This window comes from uncultured Desulfovibrio sp., assembly GCF_944324525.1.
Classification (GTDB): domain Bacteria; phylum Desulfobacterota; class Desulfovibrionia; order Desulfovibrionales; family Desulfovibrionaceae; genus Desulfovibrio.
Genome location: NZ_CALUWS010000003.1, coordinates 90742 through 116478, shown reverse-complemented (window position 1 = coordinate 116478; position 25737 = coordinate 90742). Strand labels below are relative to the sequence as shown.

The following is a 25737-nucleotide window of genomic DNA, read 5'->3' as shown; positions in this document are numbered from 1 at the left end:
ACCCTCTTTCCCGCGGCGGGAAGGAGCTCCAGCCCGAAACCGCCAAGCCGCACTCTGCCGCGCACCCCCACAAAAAAACTTCCCAAAAACTTCCAAAAACAGAGCGGAACGCCGCTTCGCGCTAGCGAAGGGCGTTCCGCTCTCTTCCAGTTTTCAATAAGCCTAGTTTCCGGCGGCAGGGGCGGTCTCGCCGCTCTTTTCGCGCAGGCGGAGGCCGAGTTCACGCAGCTGCTTGGCCGAGACTTCGGAAGGCGCCTGGGTCATGAGGCAGGTAGCCTTCTGGGTCTTGGGGAAGGCGATGACGTCGCGGATGCTCTGCGCGCCGGCGAGCAGCATGACCAGACGGTCGAGGCCGAAGGCGAGGCCGCCGTGCGGCGGAGCGCCCTGCTCCAGCGCGCTGATGAGGAAGCCGAACTGTTCTTCGGCCTGTTCCGGCGTGAAGCCCAGGGCGGCGAACATGCGGCGCTGCACTTCGGCGGAGTGGATGCGGATGGAGCCGCCGCCCACTTCGTTGCCGTTGAGCACCATGTCGTAGGCACGGGCGCGGGTATGGGCCGGGTCGGTGGCCATGAGTTCCAAATGGCCGGGAGCCGGAGAAGTGAAGGGGTGATGGCAGGCCACATAGCGCTTTTCCTCTTCGTCGTATTCAAAGAGGGGGAAGTCCGTCACCCAGAGGAAATTGAAGGTGTTTTCCGGGATCAGGCCGAGCTGGTTGCCCAGATGCACCCGCAGGTTGCCGAGGGCGGCATTGACCATGCCGGGTTCACCGGCCTGGAAGAAGACGATGTCGCCGACCTTCAGGTCGAGGGCTTCCGCAATGCCCTTGCGCTCTTCCTCGGAAAGGAACTTGGCGATGGGGGACTGCCATTCGTCGGCCTTGATCTTGATCCAGGCCAGGCCCTGCGCGCCGTAGATCTTCACGAAGTCGGTGTAGGCGTCGATCTCCTTACGGGTCATGGATTCGCCGCCGGGCACCTTCATGGCTTTGACGAGGGTCGCCGCGGCAAAGAGCTTGAAGCCGGAGCCGCGCACGATGTCGGTGATGTCGTGCAGTTCGAGACCGAAGCGGGTATCCGGCTTGTCCACGCCGTAACGGCTCATGGCCTCGGCATAGGGCATGCGCGGGAAGGGACGGGGGATATCCTGCCCCATGACGTCCTTGAAGACGCGGGCCATGAGGCCTTCGGCCATGTTCATGACCTTTTCCTCATCCACGAAACTCATTTCGATATCCACCTGCGTGAATTCCGGCTGACGGTCGGCGCGCAGGTCTTCGTCGCGGAAGCAGCGGACGATCTGGAAATAGCGGTCAAGACCGCCCACCATGAGCAGCTGCTTGAAGAGCTGGGGCGACTGCGGCAGAGCGTAGAACTGGCCGTTGTTCAGGCGGCTGGGCACCAGGAAGTCCCGCGCCCCTTCGGGGGTGGACTTGGTGAGGATGGGCGTTTCCACCTCGATGAAGCCGCCCTCGTCCAGATAGCGGCGGATGGCCTGGGCCACGCGGTGCCGCAGGCGCAGATTGGCCTGCATGCGCGGACGGCGCAGATCCAGATAGCGCCAGGTGAGACGCAGGTTCTCGCCGGCGTCGGTGCGGTCTTCGATGGGGAAGGGCGGCGTTTTGGAGGTATTGAGCAACTTCCATTCCTTCACCACCACTTCGATGCCGCCGGTGACCAGATTGGGATTGGTCATGCCTTCGGGACGGGGACGCACGCGGCCCTTGATGGCGAGCACGTATTCCGCGCGCAGGATATGGGCATCCTCATGGGCCTTGGGGGCGATCTCGGGGCTGAACACCACCTGGGTCAGGCCTTCGCGGTCGCGCAGGTCCACGAAGATGAGACCGCCGTGGTCGCGGCGGTACTGCGCCCAGCCCATGAGGCAGACCTCAGCGCCGTCGTCGGCTTCGGTCAGCTGGCCGCAGGAATGCGTACGGGTCCAGTCGCCCACTTCCTCGATATATTTCTGGTGCTCCTGCTGGAGATCCTGGGATTGGGTCTGCTCACTCATGCTCAATACCGCCGGGGGTCGAGGCCAGATGTTCCACCACTGCGGACTGCGGCACGGCCTGCTGTTCGCCGCTGTCCATGTTTTTCACCATAACCGTGTCGGAAGCCGCTTCGTCCTCACCCACGATGAGGCAGTAGCGGGCCCCGGATTTGCCGGCCTGACGCATGCTGCTCTTGAAACCGCCGTCGCCGGTGTGCACTTCGCCCGTAAGACCGGCCTCGCGCAGCCGCTGGGCCAGCGAAAAACAGACGTCGCGCCCGGCCTCGTTCATGCCCACGGCATAGAAATCCAGCCGTGGCGCGGGACGTTCCGGCAGGAGCAGCGCCAGCCGTTCCATGCCGCAGGCAAAACCCACGCCCGGCACGTCCGGCCCGCCCAGACTCTTCACGAGACCATCATAACGACCGCCGCCCGCCACGGCGGACTGCGAACCGATGTTCCCGCTTACCACCTCGAAGGTCGTACGGCAATAGTAATCAAGCCCGCGCACCAGGCGGTGATCCAGTTCATAGGGGATCTTCTCCGCCTCCAGCAGACGTACCACGGTGTCGAAGTGGGCGCGGCAGTCCGGGCAGTTATAGTCCAGCAGACGCGGCGCGGCGTCCGTCAGACGGCGGCAGCCTTCCTGCTTGCAGTCCAGCACGCGCAGGGGATTGGTCTGCATGCGGCGCGTGCAGTCCTCGCACAGGCCGCCCTCTCCGGCAAGCCCCTTCAGGTAGTCCACCAGCGCTTCCTTGAAGCGCGGACGGCAGCTGGCGCAGCCCAGGGAATTGAGCTTGAGCGTCAGCTCCGTAAGTCCCGCTTCCCGCAGGAAGCGCATGAGCATGATGATCATGTCCGCATCGGCATAGGGGCTGTGCGAACCGAGGCATTCGCAATTGAGCTGATGGAACTGCCGCATGCGTCCCTTCTGGGGCCGCTCGTAACGGAACATGGGGCCGGTGGTGAAGAGGCGGCTCACGCTTTCGCGGGTATGCCGGGCGTCTTCGATATAGGCGCGCATGACGCCGGCCGTGGCTTCGGGCCGCATGGTCATGAGACGGTCGTTCCTGTCCGGGAAGGTGAACATCTCCTTCTGCACCACATCGGTCTCTTCACCGATGGAGCGCCGGAAGAGGTCGGTATATTCCAGGACAGGCGTCCGCAATTCCACAAAGCCGCAACGCGAAAAGATGCGCCGCGCCGTTTCTTCCAGGAAGAGGAAGGCGTCGGAATCCGGCGGAAACATGTCCGCAAAGCCTTTGATGCGTGTAACGTGAGCTGCCATGATGACCTCAGGAGTTGACCGCCGCGCAGGGCTGTTCGAGTCTGTGCTTGCCCGCCTCCCGGCAGGGAACGGGATAATCGCCATTGAAACAGGCAAGGCAGTAGCTGTCGGAGTGCATGACCGAACGCAACAGCCCGTCTATGGAAAGATAGTGCAGGGAATCCACATCCAGCTCACGCACGATTTCCGGCAGATCGAGGGAAGCCGCGATGAGCTCGCCGCGCGAGGCGAAGTCGATGCCGTAATAGCAGGGGAATTTCACCGGCGGGCAGCTGATGCGGATATGCACTTCCTTCGCCCCCAGTTCGCGCAGCTTCTTCACGCGGGTGCGCATGGTCGTGCCGCGCACGATGGAGTCGTCCACGATGCAGATTTTCTTGCCTTCGATCATGGAACGCACGGGATTGATCTTCACCCGCACGCCGAAGTTGCGCATGCTCTGGGTGGGCTGGATGAAGGTACGGCCCACATAGTGGTTGCGGATCATGGCGTGTTCATAGGGCAGCTCGGCGCACTGGGCGAAACCCACGGCCGAATAGACGCCGGAATCGGGGAACGGCATGATGAAATCCACATCCGGCGTGGACTCGTGGGCCAGCTGCCAGCCCATCTGCTTGCGGCACTGGTAGACCTGCTCGCCGAAGACGAAGGAGTCCGGCCGGGCGAAATACACCAGCTCGAAGATGCACTGGCGCGGCTTGTCCGGCAGCGGGCCGTGCAGCTGTTCGCTGCGTTCGCCCTGCTCGTCCACGATGTACATCTCGCCGGGAGCGATACTGCGTTCATAGTCGGCTTCCATGAGGTCGAAAGCGCAGGTCTCCGAGGCGAATACCGGGCTGTTGTCCAGACGGCCCAGCGCCAGCGGATGGAATCCGTGCGGGTCGCGTACCGCCACGAGGGTATTGCCGCTCATGACCAGCAGGCAGTACGCGCCGCGCACGCGCGAACAGGTGTCGCGCACGGCCTCCACCAGCGTCTTGGTGCGCAGGGCCCGCGCCAAAAGATGCATGAACACTTCCGTATCATTGGTCGTGCTGAAAATGGAGCCGTCGCTTTCCAGCTCCTCGCGCAGCTCCGCCGTGTTGACGAGGTTCCCGTTATGGGCCACGGCGATGTCCTGCCCGCGGAAGTGGGCCACGAAGGGCTGGGCATTGCGCATATGCGAGCGTCCGGTCGTGGAGTAGCGCACATGCCCGATGGCCGTATTCCCCGAAAGCGTACCGAGCGCCGCTTCCGAAAAGACGTCGGGAACGAGGCCCATGCCCTTGTATTCGTACATGGCGCCGCCGTCCCAGGTCACAATGCCCGCGCTTTCCTGTCCGCGGTGCTGCTGCGCGTAGAGGCCGAAGTAGGTCAGCCGCGCCGCGTCTTCATGGCCGTAAATGCCGAAAAGTCCACACTCGTGACGAATCATGCCAAACTCCTCATGCCGTCCGCACGTCCCGCCGCCCGCCGCTGCGTGCAGGCAGGGACACGCCCGGACGCCCTATTTCCTTTCCGCCGCCCTCGCCTGACGGCGGGAGGGATTCTTCATCTTTTTTTTCAAATACGCAATGCGATTTTCCACCACATCGGTATTGGGATACGTTTCCCGGCAAAGCTCGAACTGGGCCAGCGCCTCGTCCTGGCGGTCGAGCTGCTCCAGCGCATCCCCCAGCAGAAAAAGCGTCAGCGCGCGCAGGCGCTCGCCGGGCTCGCTGTCCAGGATCTGTTGCGAGAGGTCGGCCGCTTCCTGCCAGCGTTCCCGGGCAGCGCTCTGGTCCGCCAGATCATACATGCAGTTGAGCTTGGCCTTCTCGTTGACCGGCAGGGCCAGACACTGCTGCAGGGCATCTTCCGCGGCCTCGTAGCGATGGAGACGGAAGTTCATGGCCGCCAGATGGCGGTAGCCCTCCACGCTGTCCTGTGGGCTGAGCCCTTCCAGATCCAGATAGGCGCTCCAGATATCCACCGCGCGCTCATGGCGGCGCTGGCGCTCCATAAGCTGCCCCATGCGCCAGAGGATGTCCTTGCAACGGGCGTCGCTGTCCGCGAATTCCTCAAGCATGGTATCCAGATAGTCCAGCCGTACCCGCGTGGTGACCCCCGTGGCATTGGCCACGGTCAGCAGGAGCTGCCAGGCCTCCCAGCGCTTGTCGGACTCCGAGGATTCCCGCAGGAAACGCTCAAGCAGTCGCTCGGCCCGCGTCCATTCATGGGCGGCCACCGCGCTTCTCGCCTCGCTGAGGTCGTCCCCCAGCGGCGAACGTTCGCAGCCCGGCAGGCTGAAGGCCAGCAGACAGCAGAGCAGCAGGCCGCCTGCGCGCCTGCCGCCCCGCCGTCCCCATTGGCGGCAAACATCTCGCCCCAGGCGGAAGGCCCAGCGCATTACGCTTCTCCGTTCTCCTCGGAGGGCGCTTCCGGCGGCGTGCCGTCCGGGCTTTCCTCCGTCGCGGCTTCACCGCCGGCATCCTGGGGAGCTCCATTTTCGACGGACGGATCGTCCGCCTCTTCCTCATCCAGCCTGCGGCCGCTCTGTCCGCCTTCATCCACGCGGTCGAAGCCCACCACGCGGGCGCCCTCGTCCAGACGTACCAGCATGACGCCCATGGTGGCCCGGCCCTTGCTCCGCACGTCGTCCACGCCGATGCGCACGATCTTGTTGGCCGAGGTCAGCAGCACGAGGCCGTCATTGTCCCGTACGGGCATGGCGCCCACCACATGGCCCGTCTTGCCCGTCACCTTGAAGTTGATGATGCCCTTGCCGCCGCGCGTCTGGAGGCGGTAGAGGTCCACCCGCGTACGCTTGCCGAAGCCGTTGGCCGAAATGGACATGATCTCCGTGGTCTGGTCATCTTCCTTGAGGATGACCCCGGCCACCACCACGTCCTGCCGCCGCAGGGCGATGCCCTTGACCCCGGTGGCCACGCGGCCCATGGGCCGCACGTCCTTGCAGGAGAAACGGATGGAATAGCCGTCCGCCGTGGCCAGCACGATGTGGGTATCGTCCCGGATGGGACGCACCACCACGAGCTCGTCGTCCTCACGCAGGCCCACGGCCATGAGGCCGCTCTTGCGGCAACGGGCATAGAGCGAGGCCGAGGAACGCTTGACCATGCCGCGCCGGGTCACGAAGAGGAAATACTTGTCCTCCGCGAATTCGCGCAGGGCCAGCACCGTGGTCACCCATTCGCCCTCTTCCAGCGGCAGCAGATTGTTGATGTGCACGCCCTTGGCCGTGCGGCTGCCCTCGGGGACCTGATGCACCTTGAGCTGATGCATGCGACCCTTGTTGGTGAAGAGGCAAAGGTACTGGTGATTGGTGGTGGTCAGAAACTCCTGCACATAGTCGTCCTCCGCCGTGTGCAGGGCCGCGATGCCCTTGCCGCCGCGCTTCTGCTGCTGGTAGTTCTCCAGATTGGTGCGCTTCATGTAGCCGCGGCGGGACAAGGTGATGACCACCTCGTCATCGGGGATGAGATCCTCGATGTCTATGCCGGACAGGGCGTCCGTCACCACTTCCGTACGGCGCGGGGTGGCGAAGGTCTCGCGGATCTCCGCGATCTCCCGCTTGAGTTCGCCGCGCAGCACTTCGGCATTCTCCAGGATCGAGGTATAGAACTGGATCTTCTGGAGCAGATCGCGATATTCGGCAAGCAGTTCCTCACGCTGCAGGCCGGTCAGGCGCTGCAGACGCATGTCGAGGATGGCGCGGGCCTGGACTTCCGACAGCTCGAAGCGGGCCATGAGGCCGGCACGGGCCTCGTCCGGGCTGGCGGACGCCCGGATGAGGGCCACCACCTCGTCGATGTTGTCGATGGCGATGCGCAGGCCCTCAAGGATATGGGCGCGGGCTTCGGCCTTGGCCAGATCGTAGCGCGTGCGGCGGATGACCACCTCCCGCCGGTGATCCACAAAGCAAGCCAGCGCGGTCTTGAGGTTGAGCAGCACGGGCCGGTTGTCCACCACGGCCAGCATGTTGATGCCGAAGCTGGTCTCCAGCGGCGTATACTTGTACAGACCGTTGATGACGATGTCCGGGATGGTGCCGCGCTTGAGGTCGATGACGATGCGTATGCCCTTCCGGTCGGATTCGTCCCGCAAGTCCGCAATGCCGTCTATCTTGTGGTCATTGATGAGAGCGGCGATCTTCTCCACCAGGGCGGACTTGTTGAGCCCGAAGGGGATCTCCCGGATGACCACGGCCTGCAGGCCCTTCTTCCGCTCTTCCACTTCCACGCGGCCGCGCACCTTCACCGTGCCGCGCCCGGTATGGTAGGCGTCATAGAGGCCCTTGCCGGCGTAGACGAAGCCGCGCGTGGGGAAGTCCGGCCCCTTGACCACCTCCATGAGGTCGTCCACGCTGGCCTGCGGATTGTCCAGCAGGATCTGCAGAGCGTCGCAGAGCTCGCCCAGGTTGTGCGGCGGAATGTTGGTGGCCATGCCCACGGCGATGCCCGAGGAGCCGTTGAGCAGCAGATTGGGCACCTTGGTGGGCAGGACGGACGGTTCCTGCAGGGTGTTGTCGTAGTTGGGACGAAAGTCCACGGTCTCCTTGTCCAGATCGGCCAGGAATTCCCCGGCCAGCCGGGACATGCGCACTTCGGTGTAACGCATGGCGGCCGGCGAGTCCCCGTCGATGGAGCCGAAGTTGCCCTGCCCGTCCACCAGCGGGTCCCGCATGGAGAAGTCCTGCGCCATGCGCACCAGCGCGTCATACACGGCGGAGTCGCCATGCGGATGATACTTACCGATGACGTCACCCACGATGCGCGCGGACTTCTTGTGCGGACGGTTGTAGGTATTGGCCAGTTCCGACTGCGCGAAGAGTATGCGCCGGTGCACGGGCTTCAGACCGTCGCGCGCATCGGGGATGGCGCGGCCGATGATGACCGACAGCGAATATTCCAGATAGGATTTCCGCAGTTCGTGCTCAATACTGATTTTCGGTTGCTCGGACACGTTTTCCTCGTTGCTTGGGTAGCAGGGAGGCCCCCGCCAGCTAGATATCCAGATCCTGCACGCTCAGGGCATTGCGTTCGATGAACTCGCGGCGCGGGGCCACCCGGTCGCCCATGAGTTCCTCGAAGGCGTCGGAAGCCTCGTTGGCATCCTCCACGGAGACCTGGAGGAGCACGCGGTTCTCGGGATTCATGGTCGTCACCCAGAGCTGTTCGGGATTCATTTCCCCAAGGCCCTTGTAACGCTGGATGTTGATGCCGCGGCGGGCTTCTTCCAGCGTCAGGCGCAGCAGGCTGAACACATCGTCCACGCTCTGCTCGCCGTCTTTGCGGCGCAGGCTGAAGCCGAAGCCGCCGCACTGCTCCCGCAGTTCGTCGAAGAGCTGCCGCGTCTGCCGGTAGAGGCGGGACGCGAAGAACTCCATGCCGCGCCGGGTATGGTGGCTCCCGGTATTCTCGAAGACCGCAAAGACGCGTTCCTCGCCGTCCTCGTCGGCCTCGCGGGAAAGGGTCAGCAGATAGCCGCGCTCATTGAGCCAGGCGAGCAGCGCCTCGTCCCCGGACTGGATGAGGTCCGCGTCCACGAAGCGCGGATAGGTCGTCAGCGCCAGGAAGAGGTCGCGGGCCATGCCCGTGCTCTCGGCGTCCGTCACGCGGCTTTCCAGCTTCTCGATGTGCCGCATGAGCTCCAGCAGCTTCGCGCCCGTGTATTCCGTGCCGTTCTCGGCGACGATGGTCACGTCTTCGCTCACGCGATTGAGCAAAAAGTCGTTGAGTTCCGCGTCGTCCTTGATGAACTTCTCGAAACGGGCGTTATGCGCGCGGTAGAGCGGCGGCTGCGCGATGTAGACGTAGCCCTTTTCCACCATTTCCTGATACTGACGGAAAAAGAAGGTCAGCAGCAGGGTGCGGATATGCGCGCCGTCCACATCGGCGTCGGTCATGATGATGATCTTGTGGTAGCGCAGCTTGTCGAGGTCCATATCCCCCTCGCCGATGCCCGCGCCCATGGCCGTGATGAGGTTTTTCACTTCCTTGTTGGCCAGCATTTTGTCGAAGCGCGTGCGCTCGGTATTGAGGATCTTGCCGCGCAGGGGCAAAATGGCCTGATTGCGAGGATTGCGCCCCTGCTTGGCCGAACCGCCTGCCGAATCGCCCTCCACGATGAAAAGCTCGGACTCGGCCGGGTCCTTGCTCTGGCAGTCGGCCAGCTTGCCCGGCAGGGCATTGTCCGACAGCGCCCCCTTGCGGCGCACCAGCTCCTTGGCCCGCCGGGCGGCATCCCGCGCGCGGGCGGCATCCATCGCTTTTTCCACGATGGTACGGATGTCCTTGGGGTTCTCCTCGAAATATTCGTTGAGCTTGTCGTAGACGACGCCCGCCACGATGCCCGCCACCTCGCTGTTGCCCAGCTTGGTCTTGGTCTGGCCCTCGAACTGCGGTTGCGGCAGCTTGACGCTGATGATGGCCGTCAGGCCTTCGCGCACGTCGTCGCCGGAAAGCACCGTGCCCTTGAGCTTCTTGGTCAGGTCCGGCTGGTTCTTCACATAGCCGTTGATGGCGCGGGTGAGCGCCGTACGGAAGCCCACCAGATGCGTGCCGCCCTCGGCCGTGCGGATGTTGTTGGCAAAGGTGTGGATGTTCTCCTTGTAGGCCGTGGTGTACTGCATGGCAAAGTCCACGGTCACGTTGTCCTGGAGCCCTTCGCAGTCGATGACCGGATGCAGGGGCGTTTCCCCCTCGTTGAGGTCGGTCACGAACTGGCGGATGCCGCCCTCGGCATGGAAGATGTGCTCCTGCCCCGTGCGCTCGTCGATGCACTCGATGGTCAGGCCCCGGTTGAGGTAGGCCAGTTCCTCGAAACGCTTCTTCAACGTCTCGTAGGAGAATTCCAGCACCTCGAAGATCTCCTCGTCCGGCTTGAAGGTCACGGTGGTTCCGTGACCGTCCACGCTTTCGCCGATGACGGTCAGCTCGTCCTGCGGCACGCCGCGTGCATAGTGCTGGCGGTAACGCTTGCCGTCGCGCCGCACGGTCACGGTGAGCGATTCGGAAAGAGCGTTGACGCAGGAGACGCCCACCCCGTGCAGGCCGCCGGAGACCTTGTAGCTCGTGTTGTCGAACTTGCCGCCGGCGTGCAGCTTGGTCATGACCACCTGGACGGCGGGCACGCCTTCCTTGGGATGGATATCCACCGGGATGCCGCGGCCGTCGTCGCGCACGGTGACGGAATTGTCCGCATGCAGGATGACGGTGATGGACGTGCAGTAGCCCGCCATGGCCTCGTCGATGGAGTTGTCCACCACTTCATAGACGAGGTGATGCAGGCCGCGAACGTCCGTGGAACCGATGTACATGGCCGGACGCTTGCGTACGGCCGAAAGGCCCTCGAGAATGGTGATGGATGCGGCATTGTAGCCGCCGGCATTTTCGGGAGCCATTAGACGTCTTCCTCGCTGTAATAGGTCGTTTCGGAAACCTTCATGGGCATGATGATCACCGTGTAGTCCGGGTCTTCCTCGCCACGGATGCCGCAGGCCCCTTCCGCGCCGGTCATGGTCATGGTCACCGAGGCCGAGACGAAGTGCCCCAGCACGTCCATGAGATTGCGCGTGGGGAAGGCGATGCGCTCTATGTCGCCCTCATAAGTCACTTCCAGGCTCTCGCTGGCCGAGCCGATCTCCTGTCCCTGCGCATGGAGCACGGCTTCCTGCGCCGAGAGGTCGAGGTAGGTGCAGCGGTCGCTCTCGGTATTGAAGATGAGGATGCGGCCCAGCGCTTCCATGGCGTCCTTGCGGGTCAGGGTAAGGCGGCTCGCGCCCTCTCCTTCCAGACGGCTCAGGAAGACATTGTAATCAGGATACTGATGTCCGGCGCGCGGCAGGCTCAGACTTTCCGCGCCGTCCAGCGTGCGCAGATACAGGCGCTTGTCCGTGATGTCCAATTCTATCTCATCCACGCCCAGCCATTTCTTGAGGTCCTGCAGGTACTTCTTCTGGATGAGCACCCCTTCCTGCGGCAGGCGGCCGGCCAGTTCGTCATGGGTGAAGGAGACCAGCGCGAACTGATGGCCGTTGAGGCCGCAGACGTCGATGCGCCCATTGCCCGTGGGCTTCATGTAGAGGCAGGCGATGGCGTCCATGGAGTCGTCGTCGCTGATGCAGAAGACCACCCTGTCCAGCACGTCCTGCAGGAAATCGCCGGACCAGGTGACGGCGTTCCCCTGCGGGAAGGCCGAGAAGTTCTGGAAGAGCTCTTCGCCGTTCACAGGCAGCTTGTAGCTGCGGCGTCCCTGTTCGAGCAGCAGGGTCTTGCCGCCGGCGTCCAGACTGAGCCGCAGAGGCCCGTTGGGGAGCTGCCGTACCAGATCCACAAAGGAACGCCCCTGCACGCCCACCAGACCGGACTGCTGCACCTCGGCTTCATAGCGTCCGGTAAATTCGATGTTGGCGTCCGTGGCCATGATGGAGAGGTGTCCCTCTTCCGCCCGGAGCCAGATGGAACGAAGGTAGGCCGCGCCGGCCTTGGCGGGGATGATGGCCGCCGCCTTGAGCAGGCCGTCGATGATGCGCTCTTTGTTTACGGTAAGTTTCATACAAGAAATCCTCGTGGTAATAGGCAATCACGTTTTGTTGCCAACTAGCATAACCTGCGGAGATGTCTTGAAATATTTTCGACATCGGCAGGCGCTTCCCGGGAACGTCAGGCACGTTTTCCGTTCCGTGTCCGGGGAGCATGTTCCTCATGGCGCGCTTTTTTCCAGGGCGGCGACCACGTTCTGCACATCTTTGTTACTTTCCAGCATTTGTTTAATCTTTTTCACGGCATGGACGACCGTACTATGATCGCGCCCACCGAACATGCGCCCCAGTTCGGGATAGGAGAGGCCCAGACGGCGGCGGCAGACGTACATGGCGATCTGCCGGGCCAGCACAAGTTGCGGGCGTCTGCCGTTGCCGAGCACTTCCTCGGGGCGCAGCGCATAGAGGCGGCAGATCTCTTCCACGATCTCCCGATGACCGATGGCCGGTTCCGTGCCGCCGGTACGGGCGATATTTTCAATATCTTCCCTGCTCAGACTGCCCTGCCGCATCTCGGCAAAGGCGGCCGCCTTGAGCAGCATGCCCTGCAGCAGCCGGAACTGCCGGCAGCGTCGGGCCAGAAAAAGCTGTTCCTCGCGCGAAAGCGGCAGCTGCCGCTGACGGCAGATCTCCTGCAGGTAGCGCAGGCGGATCTCCAGATCCGGTTCCAGCAGCTCCGTCACCAGTCCGCTTTCCAGCCGGCCGACCAGCCGGCTTTGCAGCCGCTTGAAGGTCTGGGCCGTGCCGGTCAGAGCAAAGATGGCCTGCCGCTGCGGCGGGCAGTGATCCAGCAGGGAGACAAGGTAGCCCTGACACTGTTCCTGCCCGATGATCTCCTGAAGATCGTCCAGCATGAGCACATCGACCATCTGCCAGAAGCGTTCCGGCAAACGTGCCCAGCCATCCGCCTGACGGCAGAAGCGCGCCGCCGGCAGCGCCAGCACACGCAGGCCCTGCCGGGCATAACCGGCGCCCACGGCCGAGAGCAGATGGCTTTTGCCCGTGCCGCTTGCCCCGTAGAGGAGCAGCGGCTGAAAAATGGCTCCGGGCGCATGGCGGGCAATGCGCCGCATGGCTTCCAGCGGAAAGGCGTTCTTGGCGTTGCAGAGAAAATCATCCAGCGTCTTGTGCGGATCGGGCAGGGGCGGCAGCGCTCCTGCGGCCGGCGGGACGCTTCCCGGCTGTTCCGGCGGGACGTTCCCGCGGGCATCCCTCCGCGGGCGGGAAATGGCGGCCGTACGGTAGCGCACAGACGTTCCCGGCGGGAGGCATTGCCGGAGCGCCGTCTCGAAGACCTGGCGGTACGGGGAAAAGAAGCGCTCATACAGGGCATGCGGAAAAATGATCTCCACCGTTCCGCCATCTTCCAGCACGTCGAGACCGTGCAGCCAGGGACGCGGCACATGCGGGAGACTGCGCTCCAGCGCCTCGTCCGTGCGGCGCAGCAGGTCTGAGGGGGAAGGTGGTGTGTGCCTGTTGCTCAAGGTGCTTTCCCGACCGCGCGATTCCGCGCGAAGCAAAGGAAGAATATAGGCGATTTTTCCCGTTGAAACAAGTGTGGAAAAGCCCCCTCCCACGGCCGGAGCCCGCCTGCGGCAAAAGGGGAAAAGCGGACGTCGGGCGGGAAAAGCGGGACAGCCCGGGAAAGCTGGACAGAAATATGGCGGCGGGGTATATGTTGCGTCGGGAGAGATAACGGAAAATTATATGAAACGTATCTGGTTCATCCTGGTCGTCCTGCTGGTGTTCATCGGCATTGTCAGTGCGGTGCAGCTTGGTATTTCCGGCGGGCAGGAGCAGCGTCCGCCCTCGCAGGCTCCTGAACCGCTCCGGCAGGAAACGGGGACGGCCTCCTCGGGGACGCCCGTCGCGCCGGAAGCGGAACAGGAGGGGAAAAAGCCCTCCGCCGGGGGGGAAACTCTCCCTGATCCTGAAACCGTGGCCGGAGGAGATGCCAAGGATCCTCTGCTGGCTCCCGAGGCACGCACGGAAGCCGAGCCTCCCGCCGGAGAGGCCGTCAAGCACGGCACCGTGGAAAAGGGGGATACCCTCAGCACCGTGCTGGAAAGCGTCAGTACGGAAGGATCTTTTGAATACGCCAATGCCGTCAAAGAGGTCTTTTCCCTGCGGGCGTTTCGTGCCGGACAACCCTATGTGGTGGTGACCGACAACGCCACCGGGCGCGTCAAACGCTTTGAATACGAGATCGACGGGAACAGCCGCCTTGTGGTGGAAGGCATGGAAGATCCCGTCGCCCGCGTGGAGCGCATCGAATATGTGATCCTGCTGGAGACCATCAAGGCCGATATCCAGGACAATCTTTTCCAGGCCGTGGCCGATATGGGGGAAGGCCCGCAGATCGCCATCCTGCTGGCCGAGCTCTTCGGTTCGGAGATCAACTTCATCCGCGACCTGCAGCCCGGCGACAGCTTCAGCGTCCTTGTGGAGAAGCGGTATCGCGACGGCGAATACAAGGGCTACGGGCGCATCCTTGCCGCCACGTTCACCAATCAGGGCAAGACCTTCGAGGCCTTCTACTTCAAGGACGGCAAGGAACGTCCGCAGTACTACAACCGAAAGGGCGAGAACCTGCGCAAGACCCTCTTGCAGGCTCCTCTGTCCTTCACGCGCATCACCTCGCGCTTCAGCCATAACCGCAAGCACCCTGTTCTGGGTTACAGCCGTCCGCATCTTGGCGTGGACTACGGCGCTCCCACAGGGACGCCCGTCAAGGCGGTGGGGGACGGCGTGGTCATCAAGCGCGGCTGGGCCGGCGGCTACGGCAATCAGATCATCCTCAAACACGAAGCCGGGCTGGAATCATGGTATGCCCATCTTTCCGGCTATGCGCGGGGCCTGAAAAAAGGCCAGCGCGTCCGTCAGGGCCAGGTCATCGGTTTCGTGGGCAGTACGGGGCTCTCCACGGGCCCGCATCTGGACTTCCGGCTCAAGCAGAACGGCAAGTTCATCAATCCGGTCAAGGCCATCAATCCGCGCGGCAAGCCTGTTTCCAAGGGAGGCATGAAGCGCTTCAACGAGATCATGAAGCTGGAGAGCGCCTATCTCAATGGGGAGAAAAGCCTGTCCGACTATACGGTGGACAGCATCGTCAGCCTTGCGCCTGCCTCCTCGCCCGGCGTTCGGGAAGAGGGAGAAGACAAGGCGGAGGATGATACGAAGAGCAGGCGTCGCCGGCAGCGCTGACACGCGCGTTTCCGTCAGGAACTGCCGTGCGATGCCTGAGAGCAGCTTTTTTTGCGGGAGGGAATCATGTTGCTTGTGGATCCTGTGAAGCAGTTGAGCGGCGTGTGGCAGCGCGTGGTCGGCGGGCAGATCCTGGTGGTCAGCGGGGCTCCCGAGAGGGCGTCCGACCCGGTGGCCGCAAGCAGTCCGCTGGCCGTGCGGTCCGACAGTTCCTTTTTTCTGGGGCCGGACTGGCTGGCCATCGCGGCCAGCATGGAAGGTTCGGGCTCAGTCATCAATGTCGTGCTGTAGACGGGACGGCAAACGGAGTCCCTGTCCCGCAGCAGACGCGGGGATGCGGCAGGCAAACAGGACGGCGCCTCAGCGATGAGGTGCCGTTTTTTGCTGCCCGGAACACAGTGAGGAAGAAAACGGGATGGTAGTCATCATCACAGGCGCTACGCATACGGGGAAGACCCTGCTGGCGCAAAAGCTTCTGGAAAAATATCATTATCCGTACCTGTCCATCGATCATATGAAAATGGGCCTGATACGGAGCGGGCATACGTCGCTCACGCCCTCTGACGACAAGGAACTGGAAGCCTTCCTCTGGCCCATCGTCCGCGAGATGATAAAGACCGCTGTTGAAAACGGGCAGAATCTCATTATTGAAGGAGGCTATATACCCCCTGACTGGAAAGATGCTTTTGATGCGGCATATAGCCGTGAGATACGATTCATCTGCCTTGTCATGAGCAGGGGATATATCGAAAAAAATTTCTCACGCATACAGCAGTATGAAAATGTCATCGAGCAGCGCATCGAGGATGGATCATGCACGCTGGCATATCTTATTGAAGAAAATGCCAGATACAAGGATATGTGCGACACATATGGCTATCCCTATGTGTGGATAGAGGATGAGTATACGCTGCCTGTTACGTTGTGACGGCAGATGATTTGCCGCGAGAAGGAACATGCGTCCGTGCTGTCCGAGCGACTGGACGGCATGTTCCCCCTTCATGAGCCTTTTTCGTTGGAAACACTGTGCGTTTCCGACCACGTGCCCTCTCGTTTCGCGGGGAAAACACGATGTTCCCGCTTGGTTTGGGACGGGCGGCGCCGTACCGCCGTCTCGCGTTTTGCCTTTTTCAAAAGCAAAACGCTCTGGGTACAGGTTCATGTGGGGCTCTCCCCCGTCTAAAATGGGTGATGATGCCCTATCCCAGGAAGAGAGGCCCCCTCTCTCCCCTTTTTCTTTGTTCCAACGTCTTTTTTATGTAGGCGGACGGCCTTTCCATGTCGGGGTTCGTATGGAGCCTCGCTACTGTTCCTTTTGTGTGCTTTTTTGGGAGAATAGACGGGAAGATTTTGTGAATTATGATATAACATATTATTTTTACAATATTTTTTTTGATTACTCTATGGATGGAGAAAAGATATGCCTTTGTGTTTCCTTTGTGAAAAATACGGTGTCAGTTTTGCGGATAAGTGTCATAATATCTTGAATAAACAATGATTTTTAGGAGAAAAACAAAAGATGCCCTTTGCTGGCCATGCACGGCACAGAGGGGGAGATCCGCTGTGCTCACTTCCTCAAGCGGATAGTCTTCCGTGCTGTGCGTAACTATGCGGTAGTTTTGTGTGCAAGAGAGCAAGTTGTTTGATATTATTAGCAAAAATATGCGTATTTCCGGCGGGAAGGGAATCAGGAGGGGATTCCTGCCTGTTGAGGAACCGCAGCGGCGGGCGAGATTGACCGTCTTGGTTCAACAGCCCGGCAAACCTCTTGAAAAGAGCAGGAGCATACTGTGAGTAAGTATCATAATATGCTAAAATACAAAGAGTTATTTTAAACAGCGCTCTGTGCGTAATGTACCGTGGAGCTGCCGGATCAGAGAGCAGCCGGAGTAAAGGTTACTGGAGGCAGGCGGCGTGAGAGCGGATTTTCCTTGAAAAAGGCACAATGCGAGGCGGAGCCAGCGCCGTCCGGCCCAAACCCGGCGAGAAAACGCATTTTTTCCGCGAAACGACAGGCCGTGTGTTTGAAAAAGCAGCATCTAAGCGAAATTACTGTACAAACTTCGCTTTTCTTTGGGGAGGCGGCGAGCCTCGTGCCCTCGGCTCTCCTCACGGTAAAAGCGCGCTGGGGAAGGGATGGGGAGCTTGGGGGGAAGGGGAACCCCTCCAGCGCCGGCAGCGACCCGACGGGCGGCCCTTGGGCCGTGCCCGTTAGGCGACGCAGGAGCCTTACGGGCATCGACAGCAGAGCGAGGGGTTCCCCTTCCCCCAAAACAGACAGCGAATAGTCTTACCGGGCCCTAAGGCAGAGCAAGGAAACAGGAGAAACAGAGGAACGAGGCTGCGGTGGTTCTGGCTTGCGTCAGACGTGGGGATGGTCCGGCATTTGCCGGGGATGCGCAGGGGCTGCCCCATATAGCAGGAAGAAGCTGTGCGGCGGAGAGGACAAAAAAAGCCCCGGCAGCCGGCGGACTGTCGGGGCGGAAAGGTGCGTGAGCCAAGCGCCTATCCGGCGGACTGGGCGTCACCGTCAGCGCCGTTCGCCGCTTGCACCATCTTGGCGGCAAAGGCGGCCGCGCCGAAACCGTTGTCGATATTCACCACCGCCACGCCCGGGACGCAGGAACAGAGCATGGTGGAGAGAGCGGCCCTGCCGCCCGCGCCGACGCCGTACCCTACCGATGTGGGGACAGCCAGCAAGGGGCAGCGCAGCAATCCGGCCAGAACGGAGGGCAGCGCCCCTTCCATGCCCGCCACGGCGATGACGCAGCGGGCGGCGCGCAGGGCCGGGAGATGCGGCGTGAGGCGGTGCAGGCCGGCAACGCCCACATCGGTGATGAGGCCGCAGCTGCGGCCCCAGAAGCGGAGCGCGCCGTAAGCTTCCGCCGCCACGGGGATGTCGGCGGCGCCGGCGGTGACGACCAGGATGTCCCCCTGCTGCGGCCAGGGGGGGCCAAGCTCCAGCGGGGCGGCGCTGCTCCCGTCCGGCAGGCGCTGGGGCAAGAGGAAAAGGCGGGTCATGGGCCAGTAGCGGCCCTGGGGAAAGCTTTGCGTCAGCAGTTCCCCCTGTTCCGGGCTGACCCGCGTGGCAAGCACCGGGCTGCCGTCCTGATGCAGGCCGGACACCGCGCCGAGCAGGGCCTCATTGCTCTTGCTCTGGGCAAAGACCACTTCGCCGAGGCCGGTACGCATGGCCCGCTGGGTATCGAGGGTAAGCCCGCTGAGACTGTCTTCAAGGGTGGACTGGGCAAGCTGCCGGACAGCCAGGGACGGACTGATGTCTCCCCGGGCCACAGCGGAAAGGAGCGTTTCAAGATGCTGTTGTTCCATGCGGATTTTTGTACGGAAATCCTCCCGGAATGTCACCCCCGGGCAAGGCTGGCGTGTTGCAAAGTAGGCCGCAACGGGTTACATACCCTTGGTTATGTCAACGCGGCGTTTGCTGTTTCTTGCTCCAGCGCAGGCCATAACGGCCATTTTTCCACCCTTGCGCGATGCCGGTTTCGAGCTGGGCATTGCGGAGAATCTCAAGGGAGCCTCGGTCTTTATCCGCAAGTCAGGGCCGGACATCATCTTTGCCCGTCCGAGCCTGCCGGGTTTCAAGGTCGAGGATCTGCTGGCCGTGGGCGCGGACGATCCGCAGTTTCCCCCGGTCATCGTCATCACCGATAAGGGCAGCCCGCAGGAAGCCGAACGCCTGATGCACCTCGGGGCCCGTGATTACTGGCTGGAACCGCTGGACGTGGAGCGCATACAGGCCGTGGCCCGTGCCCCGCAGCGTTCCGCGCCTGTCCCGGCCAGCAGCACGTTGGGCGGTCACAAGCCGCAGTACGGCGAACCCGGCAGCGGGCCGCGCATCGTGGGGCATAATCCGGCTATCGCGCGCGTGCTCAAGCTGGCGCGTCAGGTCGCCGGTTCGCGGGCGACGGTGCTCATCTCCGGCGAATCCGGGACCGGTAAGGAAATGTTCGCCCGTTATCTGCATGCCATGAGCAAGCGACGCGGCCCATTCGTGGCGGTCAACTGCGCGGCCCTGCCGGAACATCTGCTGGAGAGCGAACTGTTCGGTCACGAAAAGGGCGCGTTTACCGGGGCCATTTCCCGCAAGCTGGGCAAGTTCGAGCTGGCGGACGGCGGCACCATCCTGCTGGACGAAATCTCCGAAATGGATCTGGCGCTGCAGGCCAAGCTCCTGCGCGTGCTTCAGGAAAGCGAGGTCGACCGTGTGGGCGGCACGGAGACCATCCATGTGGATGTTCGCGTCCTTGCGACCACCAACAGAAATCTCGAGGATTGGGTCAAACAGGGGAAATTCCGGCAGGACCTCTATTTCCGTCTGAACGTCATCCCCTTGCGGCTGCCTTCGCTGCGGGAACGTGGCGACGACGTGCTGGAGCTGGCCCGCTTTTTCATGGATATGTACGTGCGGGAGTACCAGCTGCCGCCCAGCTCCCTTTCCGAAGCGGCCGTAGACTGGCTCTCCACCTATGATTTTCCCGGCAACGTGCGCGAACTGCAAAACCTCATGGAACGCGCCGTTCTGCTGGCCAACGGCCGGCCCATAGAGCCCTGTCACTTCCTGCTGGAAGAAGACAGCTGGCCCCTCTTCGAGGAAGAGACTGAAACCGCCGCCCAGCCCGAGAGGGAAACGCTTGCCCCCGGCAGCGACGTAGCCTCTCAGGAAGGGGCGGAACCCGCCATGCTCCCGTCCGCGCCCGTCACGCCCGCCTCTGGCGGACAGGCTCCCGCCGCAGGCGCTTTTTCCGGCTCGGTCATCCCGCTCCACGAGATGGAGCGCCTTATGATCATCAAGGGCCTGGAAGCCACGGCCGGCAACCGGACTCAGGCCGCCGAGCTGCTGGGCATCTCCGTTCGGACCCTGCGCAACAAGCTCAACGAATACCGGGCGGCCGGCCATCCCATCGATTAGGGCGTTTTGCCATTCTGGCTGATAAAGGGATTAAGTTATGAGTGAAAAACCTGTTGCGCGCCTTGGTGACATTGGTAGCCATGGTGGAACAATTGCAATTGTCTCATCCAGCATTATGGTGAATGCTCGTCCTATAGCTAGAGTTGGAGATATATATTTGTGTCCTGAACATGGCCCTAATCCCATTATAAGTGGAGTAAAAAGTGTTTTTGGAGAAGGAAAATTAGTTGCTCATGTGGGTTCTAAAACAGCCTGTGGAGCAATAATTACTACTGGTTCTCCTGATACTTTTGTTGATGATCAGCGGCAATATATAAATTCTTTTGCTTGGGATATTCTTGAGGAAAAAACTTACATTGAATTTCAGTTAGTTGATTCTGATAGTGTTCCTATTCCAAATGAAAAATTTAAGTTGGTATTGCCAGATAATTCTGTTGTTTATGGAAAACTTGACTCTAATGGTTTTATTCATGTAGATAATGTTCCACGAGGAGTGTGTAGCATATATTTCCCAGGTTTATCTCAGGAAGAGTTGCTTGATTATGCCTAATGTTAAATATAGCACTATAAACAAAGCTCGGAAAAAAGGCAATAAGGGGACGACATCTAGAAAAACAGTAATAAAAGTTTCTGCTAATTTTATAGAAGTACTAATAGGCGGTTATTATCCGGGACATGTATTAGGACACTCCGCTTTAAGAGTTGTAACTACTAATAAGGATTATGTATACGATTTTGGACGTTATAGAGAGGTTGGGGGGGTGTTTAATGAAAAAGGAGAGGGGGTTTTGAATGTATGGAAAAATTTTAATTCATATATTGAAGCAGAAAATAATTTAGGTCGAAAAACTATTGGATATGTTTATTATTTAAAGGAAGATGAAATAAACTCAATAGTGGAATATTTTAATGGTATTTTAAAAAAGCGACTTAGGTATATAGAGTATAAAAATAGAATACAATATATTCTGCAGAAAGAATATAATTTGTTTAATCATAATTGTGCAACAGTTACAGTGGATGGTATAAAGCAGTCTGGAAAAAATATTATATCTTCTGAATTTTTTAATATTGGTGGAGGTTTTTTTTTCTCCCAAGATATTATATGATATATTAGAGGAAAATACAGAGGTGAAGTATGATAAGAAAAATATATACAAAAAATAGCGTACTTTTGTTAATAATATTAGCAGTATTACTACTGTTCACACAGTATATCTATAAGAGGTGTCAGATGAAGGTGTATAGAACAAAAGAACCTTTGCTTATTTCATATAGAGAAATTGAGGGAAACCCTTTTTATGTATTACCGCCTGGTACAGTGCTGTATCTTGATGAAGTTATGCCAGAAGGTTTTTGCAGATTTATGATTTATGCCAATTTTAGAGGAATACCCAATTCAGAAGAAATTTCCATGAAGCCAGAGTGGGGTGGGAATTATATAGCGCCAGTCTGGCTGGATAAAATCACCAAAGACGAACTCAAGGAGATGATGCAACACTTTCCCTTATCAAAAGGCGATGTGCTGGAAATAATAAAATCAAATGAACTTACACGAGATGACCTGGCGGATATCGTACGACAGCTGCCTGAAAATCAATAAGTTACAATTTTTTTATCGTGTCAAAATATCTGTTGAAGTGTCGTGTAAAATGAGGGCCGCTTTATCGCAGGCAGGAGAGAAAAACCTGGATCCGTCATTCAGGCAGGCTGACTCCGAGTCCTCTCCCCGCCCCTCTGCGGCCCGGCGCGCTTGAGTTTCCGGGCCGATGCGGCTAAACTGCAATTTTACGGCGCGCTATCGGCGTCAGGACGTCATTTCGGAGTAGCCATGCTGGACTTTATTCGTTCCAATGCCCAATCCATGGGCGTCAAACTGATTTTTGGCCTGATCATCCTCGTCTTCGTCTTCTGGGGCGTGGGCAGCATCACCGATACGAGCGGCGGCAGCGTCGTGGCTGTGGTCAACGGCGACGGCATTTCCGCAAGTACATTCCATCGGGCCTACCAGCAGCAGGTGGAGGCCATCCAGCGCAGCAATCCCGGCATCACGCGCGAGCAGCTTGCGCAGCAGAATATCGGGGACAGGGTCCTCAATGCCCTGATCATGCAGAAGCTGCTGGAGCAGGAAGCCGCCCGCATGGGCATCAGCGTTTCCGCGCAGGAAATGCGGCAGGCCGTGGAAGAGGTGGACGTGTTCAAGAACAGCGACGGGGTCTTCGATGCCGAGATCTTCCGCCGCATGGCCGAAAACAGCTACGGCAGCGTGGCGGCCTTCGAGCAGAAATTGCGTGAAGACCTGCTTGCGGGCAAGATGGAGGCCCTCGTCCGGGCGGGCATCTGGAGCAACAGCGACGAATCCCGCGCCTTTTTCCAGTATCTGCGCCAGAAGCGCAGCATATCCTACGCCTTTGTGCCCGCCTCCCGCTTCGCGGCCGAGGTGAAGCTCACGGACAAGGAGATTGCAGATTATTACGCCTCCCACAAGCAGGACTTTGCCGTCCCCGCCAAGGTGGTGGCGGAATACATCAAGGTCTCTCCTCTGCTGCTGGTGAAGCCGGAAAGCGTCAGCGCGGCGGATGTGGAGGCGGAATACACGAAAAACGCTTCCCGCTATGAAACCCCGGAAATGGTCAAGGCCGCCCATATCCTTGTGCCGCTGGCGGAAAAGGCCACGGCCGAAGAGGTGAAGAAGGCCGAGGAAAGCATGGCCGCCATCCGCAAGGAACTTGCGGACGGCAAGACCTTTGCCCAGGTGGCTGATGCTCACAACGGTCCCAATGCCGCCGGGCCCGGCGGGGAACTGGGCTGGATCCAGCGCGGACAGACGGTGCAGCCCTTTGAGGAAGCGGTCTTTGCGCTGGAGCCCGGCAAGCTTTCCGAGACCGTCCGCACGCCCTTCGGCCTGCATCTGATCCTCGTCAGCGAAAAGAAGGCCGCCGGTACGCGGCCGCTCAGCGAAGTGGAAGGCGAGATCCGGGCCGAACTGGCGCGGCAGCGTGGCGTGGAAAAGCTCAATGACGCGCTGGACGGCCTTGTGGAGGACAATATCCTCAAGAAGCCCCTTGCCGAAAGCGCGGCCCGTTTCGGCCTGAGTGCGGAAAAGACGGCGCTGCTCTCCGCGCCTGAGCTTGAAAAGGCCCTCGGCCTTTCCGCGGAAAATGCGGCCCTCATCATGGGGGCGGGCAGCGGCAATCCGGTGGATACGGCGCTGGAAGCCGGCGAAAACTATCTGGTGGTGCGTGTGGACAAGTCCGAAGCCGCCCATACGTCTGAACTGACCGCCGTGCGCGGCGAGATCGAAAAGCGCCTCAAGGACGAAAAGATGCTTTCATCCGCCCTCTCGGCCGCGGCCGAAGAGCTGAAGCAGGCGCAGGACGGCAAGGAGCTCAAGCTCGGTACGGCTTCCGTTGAGCGTGACGGCGTGCTGTCCGGCTTTGCGGCCAGCACGGAATTCTCTCAGGCCGTTTTTGCCGCGCCCCTGAAGAAGTGGCTGCCGCGCGCCTTCCGCCTCGAGAGCGAAAAGGAAGGCCCCGGCGCGCTCATCTGCCGGGTGGACGGCGTGCAGGAAGCCGATCCGGCCGAATGGGAAACCATGCAGGAGAGTTTCGACGGCCTGCTGCGCAATCGCCGTGGCGAAGAGCTTTTCCTGCTCTTCCTGGGCGGATTGCAGCGCAAGGCGGAGATCAGGCAGAATCCCGAACTGATCAGGCAGATCGTCAACTAGCCTGCCTGGCATCACCCACAACAGACCTTCCCTGCCCTCGTCTTCGGACGGGGACAGGGTTTTTTGCAGGAGCAAGAGCATGTGCGGCATTATTGGTTATACCGGGCATCGGCCGGGCGTCCCCGTGGTCGTGGAGGGGCTGCGCCGTCTGGAGTACCGCGGTTACGATTCCGCGGGCGTGGCCTTCGGCCTCAAGGGGGAGCTGGCCGTCATCCGGGCCAAGGGCAAACTGGCGGCGCTGGAAGAGAAGCTAGCCCATGAACCCGTGACCTTCGCCACCACGGCGATGGGGCATACCCGCTGGGCGACGCATGGCGAACCGGCGGAACGCAACGCCCACCCCCACCGCAGCAATGACGGCAGCCTTGCCATCGTGCATAACGGCATCATCGAGAATTTTCAGGAGATCAAGGCGGAGCTGCTGGGAAAGGGCTATGTCTTCCATTCGGAGACGGATACCGAAGTGCTGGTCAATCTCATCGCCGAATGTCGCAAGAGCGAGCCGGATCTGCTCAAGGCCTTTGCCGCCGCCCTGCGGCAGGCGCACGGGGCCTATGCCGTCTGCCTCATGGACAGGGACGATCCCGAGACCCTGCTGGCGGCCCGCATGTCCGCGCCGCTCATTTTCGGCATCGGCACGGGTGAGCATTTCGTGGCCTCGGATATCCCGGCCTTTCTGCCCTACACCCGGCAGGTCGTCTTTCTGGAAGACGGCGACATCGTGCGCTGCAACGCCGGCGGCTACGCCATCATGCGGCTGGAAGACCTTGCCCCGGTGCGGCATCCGGTGCAGACCATCACCTGGGACATGCAGGCCGCGCAGAAGGGCGGTTACCGGCATTTCATGCTCAAGGAGATCTTCGAGCAGCCCCGCGTCATCACCGACGGTCTGAGCGGCCGGATGCAGGAAGGTTCGGTGTGCCTGCCGGAGCTGGACGCCCTGCCCGTGCCGGAACGCCTGCATATCGTCGCCTGCGGCACGTCCTACCATTCCGGTCTGTGGGGGCGGCATCTGCTGGAAAACTGGGCGCGGATCCCGGTGCAGGTGGAGATCGCCTCGGAATTCCGCTATCGGGACAGCCTGCTGCTGGGCAAGGGAGACATGGTGCTGGTCATCAGCCAGAGCGGCGAAACGGCGGATACGCTGGCCGCCCTGCGCATCGCGCGCGAAAAGGGCGTGCCGGTGCTGGGTCTGTGCAATGTGGTGGGCTCCTCCATCGCCCGCGAGGCCTCGGCCGTCATCCTGACCCAGGCCGGGCCGGAGATCAGCGTGGCCTCCACCAAGGCCATGTGCAGTCAGATGCTCATGCTTGCCCTCATGGCGCTTTACTGGGGACAGCGCAACCACGCCGACATGGCGGAGAGCCGGGCGCAGCATCTTTCCCTGCTGGAGAGCCTGCCGCAGTTGCTGGGCGAAGCCCTGCCCGCCATGCATGAACGGGCCCGCGAGCTTTCGCGCAAGTACGCGCAGGCCCGCAACTTCTTTTATCTGGGACGCGGGCACTGCTTCCCGCTGGCGCTGGAGGGGGCGCTCAAGCTCAAGGAACTTTCCTATATCCATGCCGAGGGCTACGCCGCCGGGGAGATGAAACACGGCCCCATAGCCCTCATCGATCCGGCTTTCCCCTCGCTGGTGTTGGCGCTGGACGATGACCTCTATCCGAAGGTCGTCTCCAATATGGTGGAAGTGAAGGCCCGTCAGGGCAAGGTCATCGCCTTGTGCAATGCCGGGCGCGAACCCGACGCCGACGACATCTGGCGCATCCCCGCCCTGCCCGCGCCGCTGGCCGGCTTCCTGGCCCTGCCCGCTCTCCAGCTCTTCAGTTACGAAATGGCCGATTATCTGGGCAAGGACGTGGATCAGCCGCGCAATCTGGCCAAGAGCGTCACCGTGGAATGACGGCGCTCCCCAGCCGCATGCAGGACCGCCCCCTTGTTGGGGCGGTCTTTTTCGTTTCAGAGCCTGTTAGAGCATTTCCGACTTGGCGTTTCGCGGAAAAAACGCGGTTTTTCCGCTTGGTTTCGGCCGGGCGGCGCTGTGCCCCCACCTCGCGTTTCACCTTTTTCAAAAGTGAAAC

General features: G+C 60.8%; 18 protein-coding genes. 9 read left to right on the top strand and 9 right to left on the bottom strand.

Features of this window, described 5'->3' with window-relative positions; all coding sequences use genetic code 11:
- Positions 1-162 precede the first annotated feature (162 nt).
- The 8 genes from aspS to Q0K12_RS01905 all read right to left on the bottom strand — a co-directional run bounded on the left by aspS (position 163) and on the right by Q0K12_RS01905 (position 13282).
- Positions 163-2010 carry an aspartate--tRNA ligase gene (gene aspS, locus Q0K12_RS01940; RefSeq protein ID WP_297259901.1) on the bottom strand — a complete coding sequence of 616 codons (1848 nt, stop codon included), beginning with the start codon at positions 2008-2010 and terminating at the stop codon, positions 163-165.
- Complete coding sequence (gene hisS, locus Q0K12_RS01935) at positions 2003-3277, bottom strand: histidine--tRNA ligase (protein WP_297259899.1); 1275 nt, start codon at positions 3275-3277, stop codon at positions 2003-2005. Before hisS ends, aspS begins: the two co-directional genes overlap by 8 nt.
- A 7-nt stretch (positions 3278-3284) precedes the next feature.
- Entirely contained in the window at positions 3285-4691 is a 1407-nt protein-coding gene (gene purF, locus Q0K12_RS01930) for an amidophosphoribosyltransferase (RefSeq protein WP_297259897.1), read from the bottom strand.
- 72 nt (positions 4692-4763) lie between these two features.
- Positions 4764-5645: a tetratricopeptide repeat protein gene (locus tag Q0K12_RS01925; RefSeq protein WP_297259895.1), complete on the bottom strand. Its 882-nt coding sequence runs from the start codon at positions 5643-5645 to the stop codon at positions 4764-4766.
- Positions 5645-8218, bottom strand: coding sequence for a DNA gyrase subunit A (gene gyrA, locus Q0K12_RS01920; RefSeq protein ID WP_297259893.1), 2574 nt, complete (start codon positions 8216-8218; stop codon positions 5645-5647). Before gyrA ends, Q0K12_RS01925 begins: the two co-directional genes overlap by 1 nt.
- Positions 8219-8258: 40 nt before the next feature.
- A complete protein-coding gene (gene gyrB, locus Q0K12_RS01915) occupies positions 8259-10658 on the bottom strand; it encodes a DNA topoisomerase (ATP-hydrolyzing) subunit B (protein ID WP_297259891.1) in 2400 nt (799 codons plus the stop codon).
- Positions 10658-11812 carry a DNA polymerase III subunit beta gene (gene dnaN / locus Q0K12_RS01910; protein ID WP_297259889.1) on the bottom strand — a complete coding sequence of 385 codons (1155 nt, stop codon included), beginning with the start codon at positions 11810-11812 and terminating at the stop codon, positions 10658-10660. Before dnaN ends, gyrB begins: the two co-directional genes overlap by 1 nt.
- A 147-nt stretch (positions 11813-11959) precedes the next feature.
- Positions 11960-13282 carry a DnaA/Hda family protein gene (locus tag Q0K12_RS01905; RefSeq protein ID WP_297259888.1) on the bottom strand — a complete coding sequence of 441 codons (1323 nt, stop codon included), beginning with the start codon at positions 13280-13282 and terminating at the stop codon, positions 11960-11962.
- Between the two features lie 223 nt (positions 13283-13505).
- On the opposite strand from Q0K12_RS01905, the gene Q0K12_RS01900 reads away from it, so the two are divergent.
- From Q0K12_RS01900 to Q0K12_RS01890, 3 genes are all read left to right on the top strand, one after another.
- Positions 13506-15002, top strand: a complete 1497-nt coding sequence (locus Q0K12_RS01900; protein ID WP_297259885.1) for a M23 family metallopeptidase — start codon at positions 13506-13508, stop codon at positions 15000-15002.
- A gap of 66 nt (positions 15003-15068) precedes the next feature.
- A complete protein-coding gene (locus Q0K12_RS01895) occupies positions 15069-15293 on the top strand; it encodes a hypothetical protein (RefSeq protein WP_297259884.1) in 225 nt (74 codons plus the stop codon).
- A gap of 124 nt (positions 15294-15417) precedes the next feature.
- A complete protein-coding gene (locus Q0K12_RS01890) occupies positions 15418-15930 on the top strand; it encodes an AAA family ATPase (protein WP_297259882.1) in 513 nt (170 codons plus the stop codon).
- A gap of 1577 nt (positions 15931-17507) precedes the next feature.
- Here Q0K12_RS01890 and larB read toward each other — a convergent pair.
- Positions 17508-18332: a nickel pincer cofactor biosynthesis protein LarB gene (gene larB, locus Q0K12_RS01885; RefSeq protein ID WP_297259879.1), complete on the bottom strand. Its 825-nt coding sequence runs from the start codon at positions 18330-18332 to the stop codon at positions 17508-17510.
- Between the two features lie 94 nt (positions 18333-18426).
- Here larB and Q0K12_RS01880 point away from each other — a divergent pair, with 94 nt between their 5' ends.
- The 6 genes from Q0K12_RS01880 to glmS all read left to right on the top strand — a co-directional run bounded on the left by Q0K12_RS01880 (position 18427) and on the right by glmS (position 25559).
- The gene (locus tag Q0K12_RS01880; RefSeq protein ID WP_297259877.1) at positions 18427-19932 is read left to right on the top strand and encodes a sigma-54 dependent transcriptional regulator; all 1506 of its coding nucleotides are present in this window, start codon (positions 18427-18429) and stop codon (positions 19930-19932) included.
- 37 nt (positions 19933-19969) lie between these two features.
- Complete coding sequence (locus Q0K12_RS01875) at positions 19970-20482, top strand: PAAR domain-containing protein (protein ID WP_297259876.1); 513 nt, start codon at positions 19970-19972, stop codon at positions 20480-20482.
- Complete coding sequence (locus Q0K12_RS01870) at positions 20469-21041, top strand: hypothetical protein (protein ID WP_297259874.1); 573 nt, start codon at positions 20469-20471, stop codon at positions 21039-21041. Before Q0K12_RS01875 ends, Q0K12_RS01870 begins: the two co-directional genes overlap by 14 nt.
- A gap of 125 nt (positions 21042-21166) precedes the next feature.
- Positions 21167-21535 carry a hypothetical protein gene (locus Q0K12_RS01865; protein ID WP_297259872.1) on the top strand — a complete coding sequence of 123 codons (369 nt, stop codon included), beginning with the start codon at positions 21167-21169 and terminating at the stop codon, positions 21533-21535.
- 228 nt (positions 21536-21763) lie between these two features.
- Entirely contained in the window at positions 21764-23659 is a 1896-nt protein-coding gene (locus Q0K12_RS01860) for a SurA N-terminal domain-containing protein (RefSeq protein ID WP_297259870.1), read from the top strand.
- Positions 23660-23738: 79 nt separating this feature from the next.
- The gene (gene glmS / locus Q0K12_RS01855) at positions 23739-25559 is read left to right on the top strand and encodes a glutamine--fructose-6-phosphate transaminase (isomerizing) (protein WP_297259868.1); all 1821 of its coding nucleotides are present in this window, start codon (positions 23739-23741) and stop codon (positions 25557-25559) included.
- The last annotated feature ends 178 nt before the right edge of the window (positions 25560-25737 follow it).

What these genes read in the sequence shown, in the direction of transcription:
- aspS (WP_297259901.1), bottom strand. Translation starts at nt 2,010, where the DNA reads ATGAGTGAGCAGACCCAATCCCAGGATCTCCAGCAGGAGCACCAGAAA.
- hisS (WP_297259899.1), bottom strand. Translation starts at nt 3,277, where the DNA reads ATGGCAGCTCACGTTACACGCATCAAAGGCTTTGCGGACATGTTTCCG.
- purF (WP_297259897.1), bottom strand. Translation starts at nt 4,691, where the DNA reads ATGATTCGTCACGAGTGTGGACTTTTCGGCATTTACGGCCATGAAGAC.
- Q0K12_RS01925 (WP_297259895.1), bottom strand. Translation starts at nt 5,645, where the DNA reads ATGCGCTGGGCCTTCCGCCTGGGGCGAGATGTTTGCCGCCAATGGGGA.
- gyrB (WP_297259891.1), bottom strand. Translation starts at nt 10,658, where the DNA reads ATGGCTCCCGAAAATGCCGGCGGCTACAATGCCGCATCCATCACCATT.
- dnaN (WP_297259889.1), bottom strand. Translation starts at nt 11,812, where the DNA reads ATGAAACTTACCGTAAACAAAGAGCGCATCATCGACGGCCTGCTCAAG.
- Q0K12_RS01900 (WP_297259885.1), top strand. Translation starts at nt 13,506, where the DNA reads ATGAAACGTATCTGGTTCATCCTGGTCGTCCTGCTGGTGTTCATCGGC.
- Q0K12_RS01895 (WP_297259884.1), top strand. Translation starts at nt 15,069, where the DNA reads ATGTTGCTTGTGGATCCTGTGAAGCAGTTGAGCGGCGTGTGGCAGCGC.
- Q0K12_RS01890 (WP_297259882.1), top strand. Translation starts at nt 15,418, where the DNA reads ATGGTAGTCATCATCACAGGCGCTACGCATACGGGGAAGACCCTGCTG.
- larB (WP_297259879.1), bottom strand. Translation starts at nt 18,332, where the DNA reads ATGGAACAACAGCATCTTGAAACGCTCCTTTCCGCTGTGGCCCGGGGA.
- Q0K12_RS01880 (WP_297259877.1), top strand. Translation starts at nt 18,427, where the DNA reads ATGTCAACGCGGCGTTTGCTGTTTCTTGCTCCAGCGCAGGCCATAACG.
- Q0K12_RS01875 (WP_297259876.1), top strand. Translation starts at nt 19,970, where the DNA reads ATGAGTGAAAAACCTGTTGCGCGCCTTGGTGACATTGGTAGCCATGGT.
- Q0K12_RS01865 (WP_297259872.1), top strand. Translation starts at nt 21,167, where the DNA reads ATGAAGGTGTATAGAACAAAAGAACCTTTGCTTATTTCATATAGAGAA.
- Q0K12_RS01860 (WP_297259870.1), top strand. Translation starts at nt 21,764, where the DNA reads ATGCTGGACTTTATTCGTTCCAATGCCCAATCCATGGGCGTCAAACTG.
- glmS (WP_297259868.1), top strand. Translation starts at nt 23,739, where the DNA reads ATGTGCGGCATTATTGGTTATACCGGGCATCGGCCGGGCGTCCCCGTG.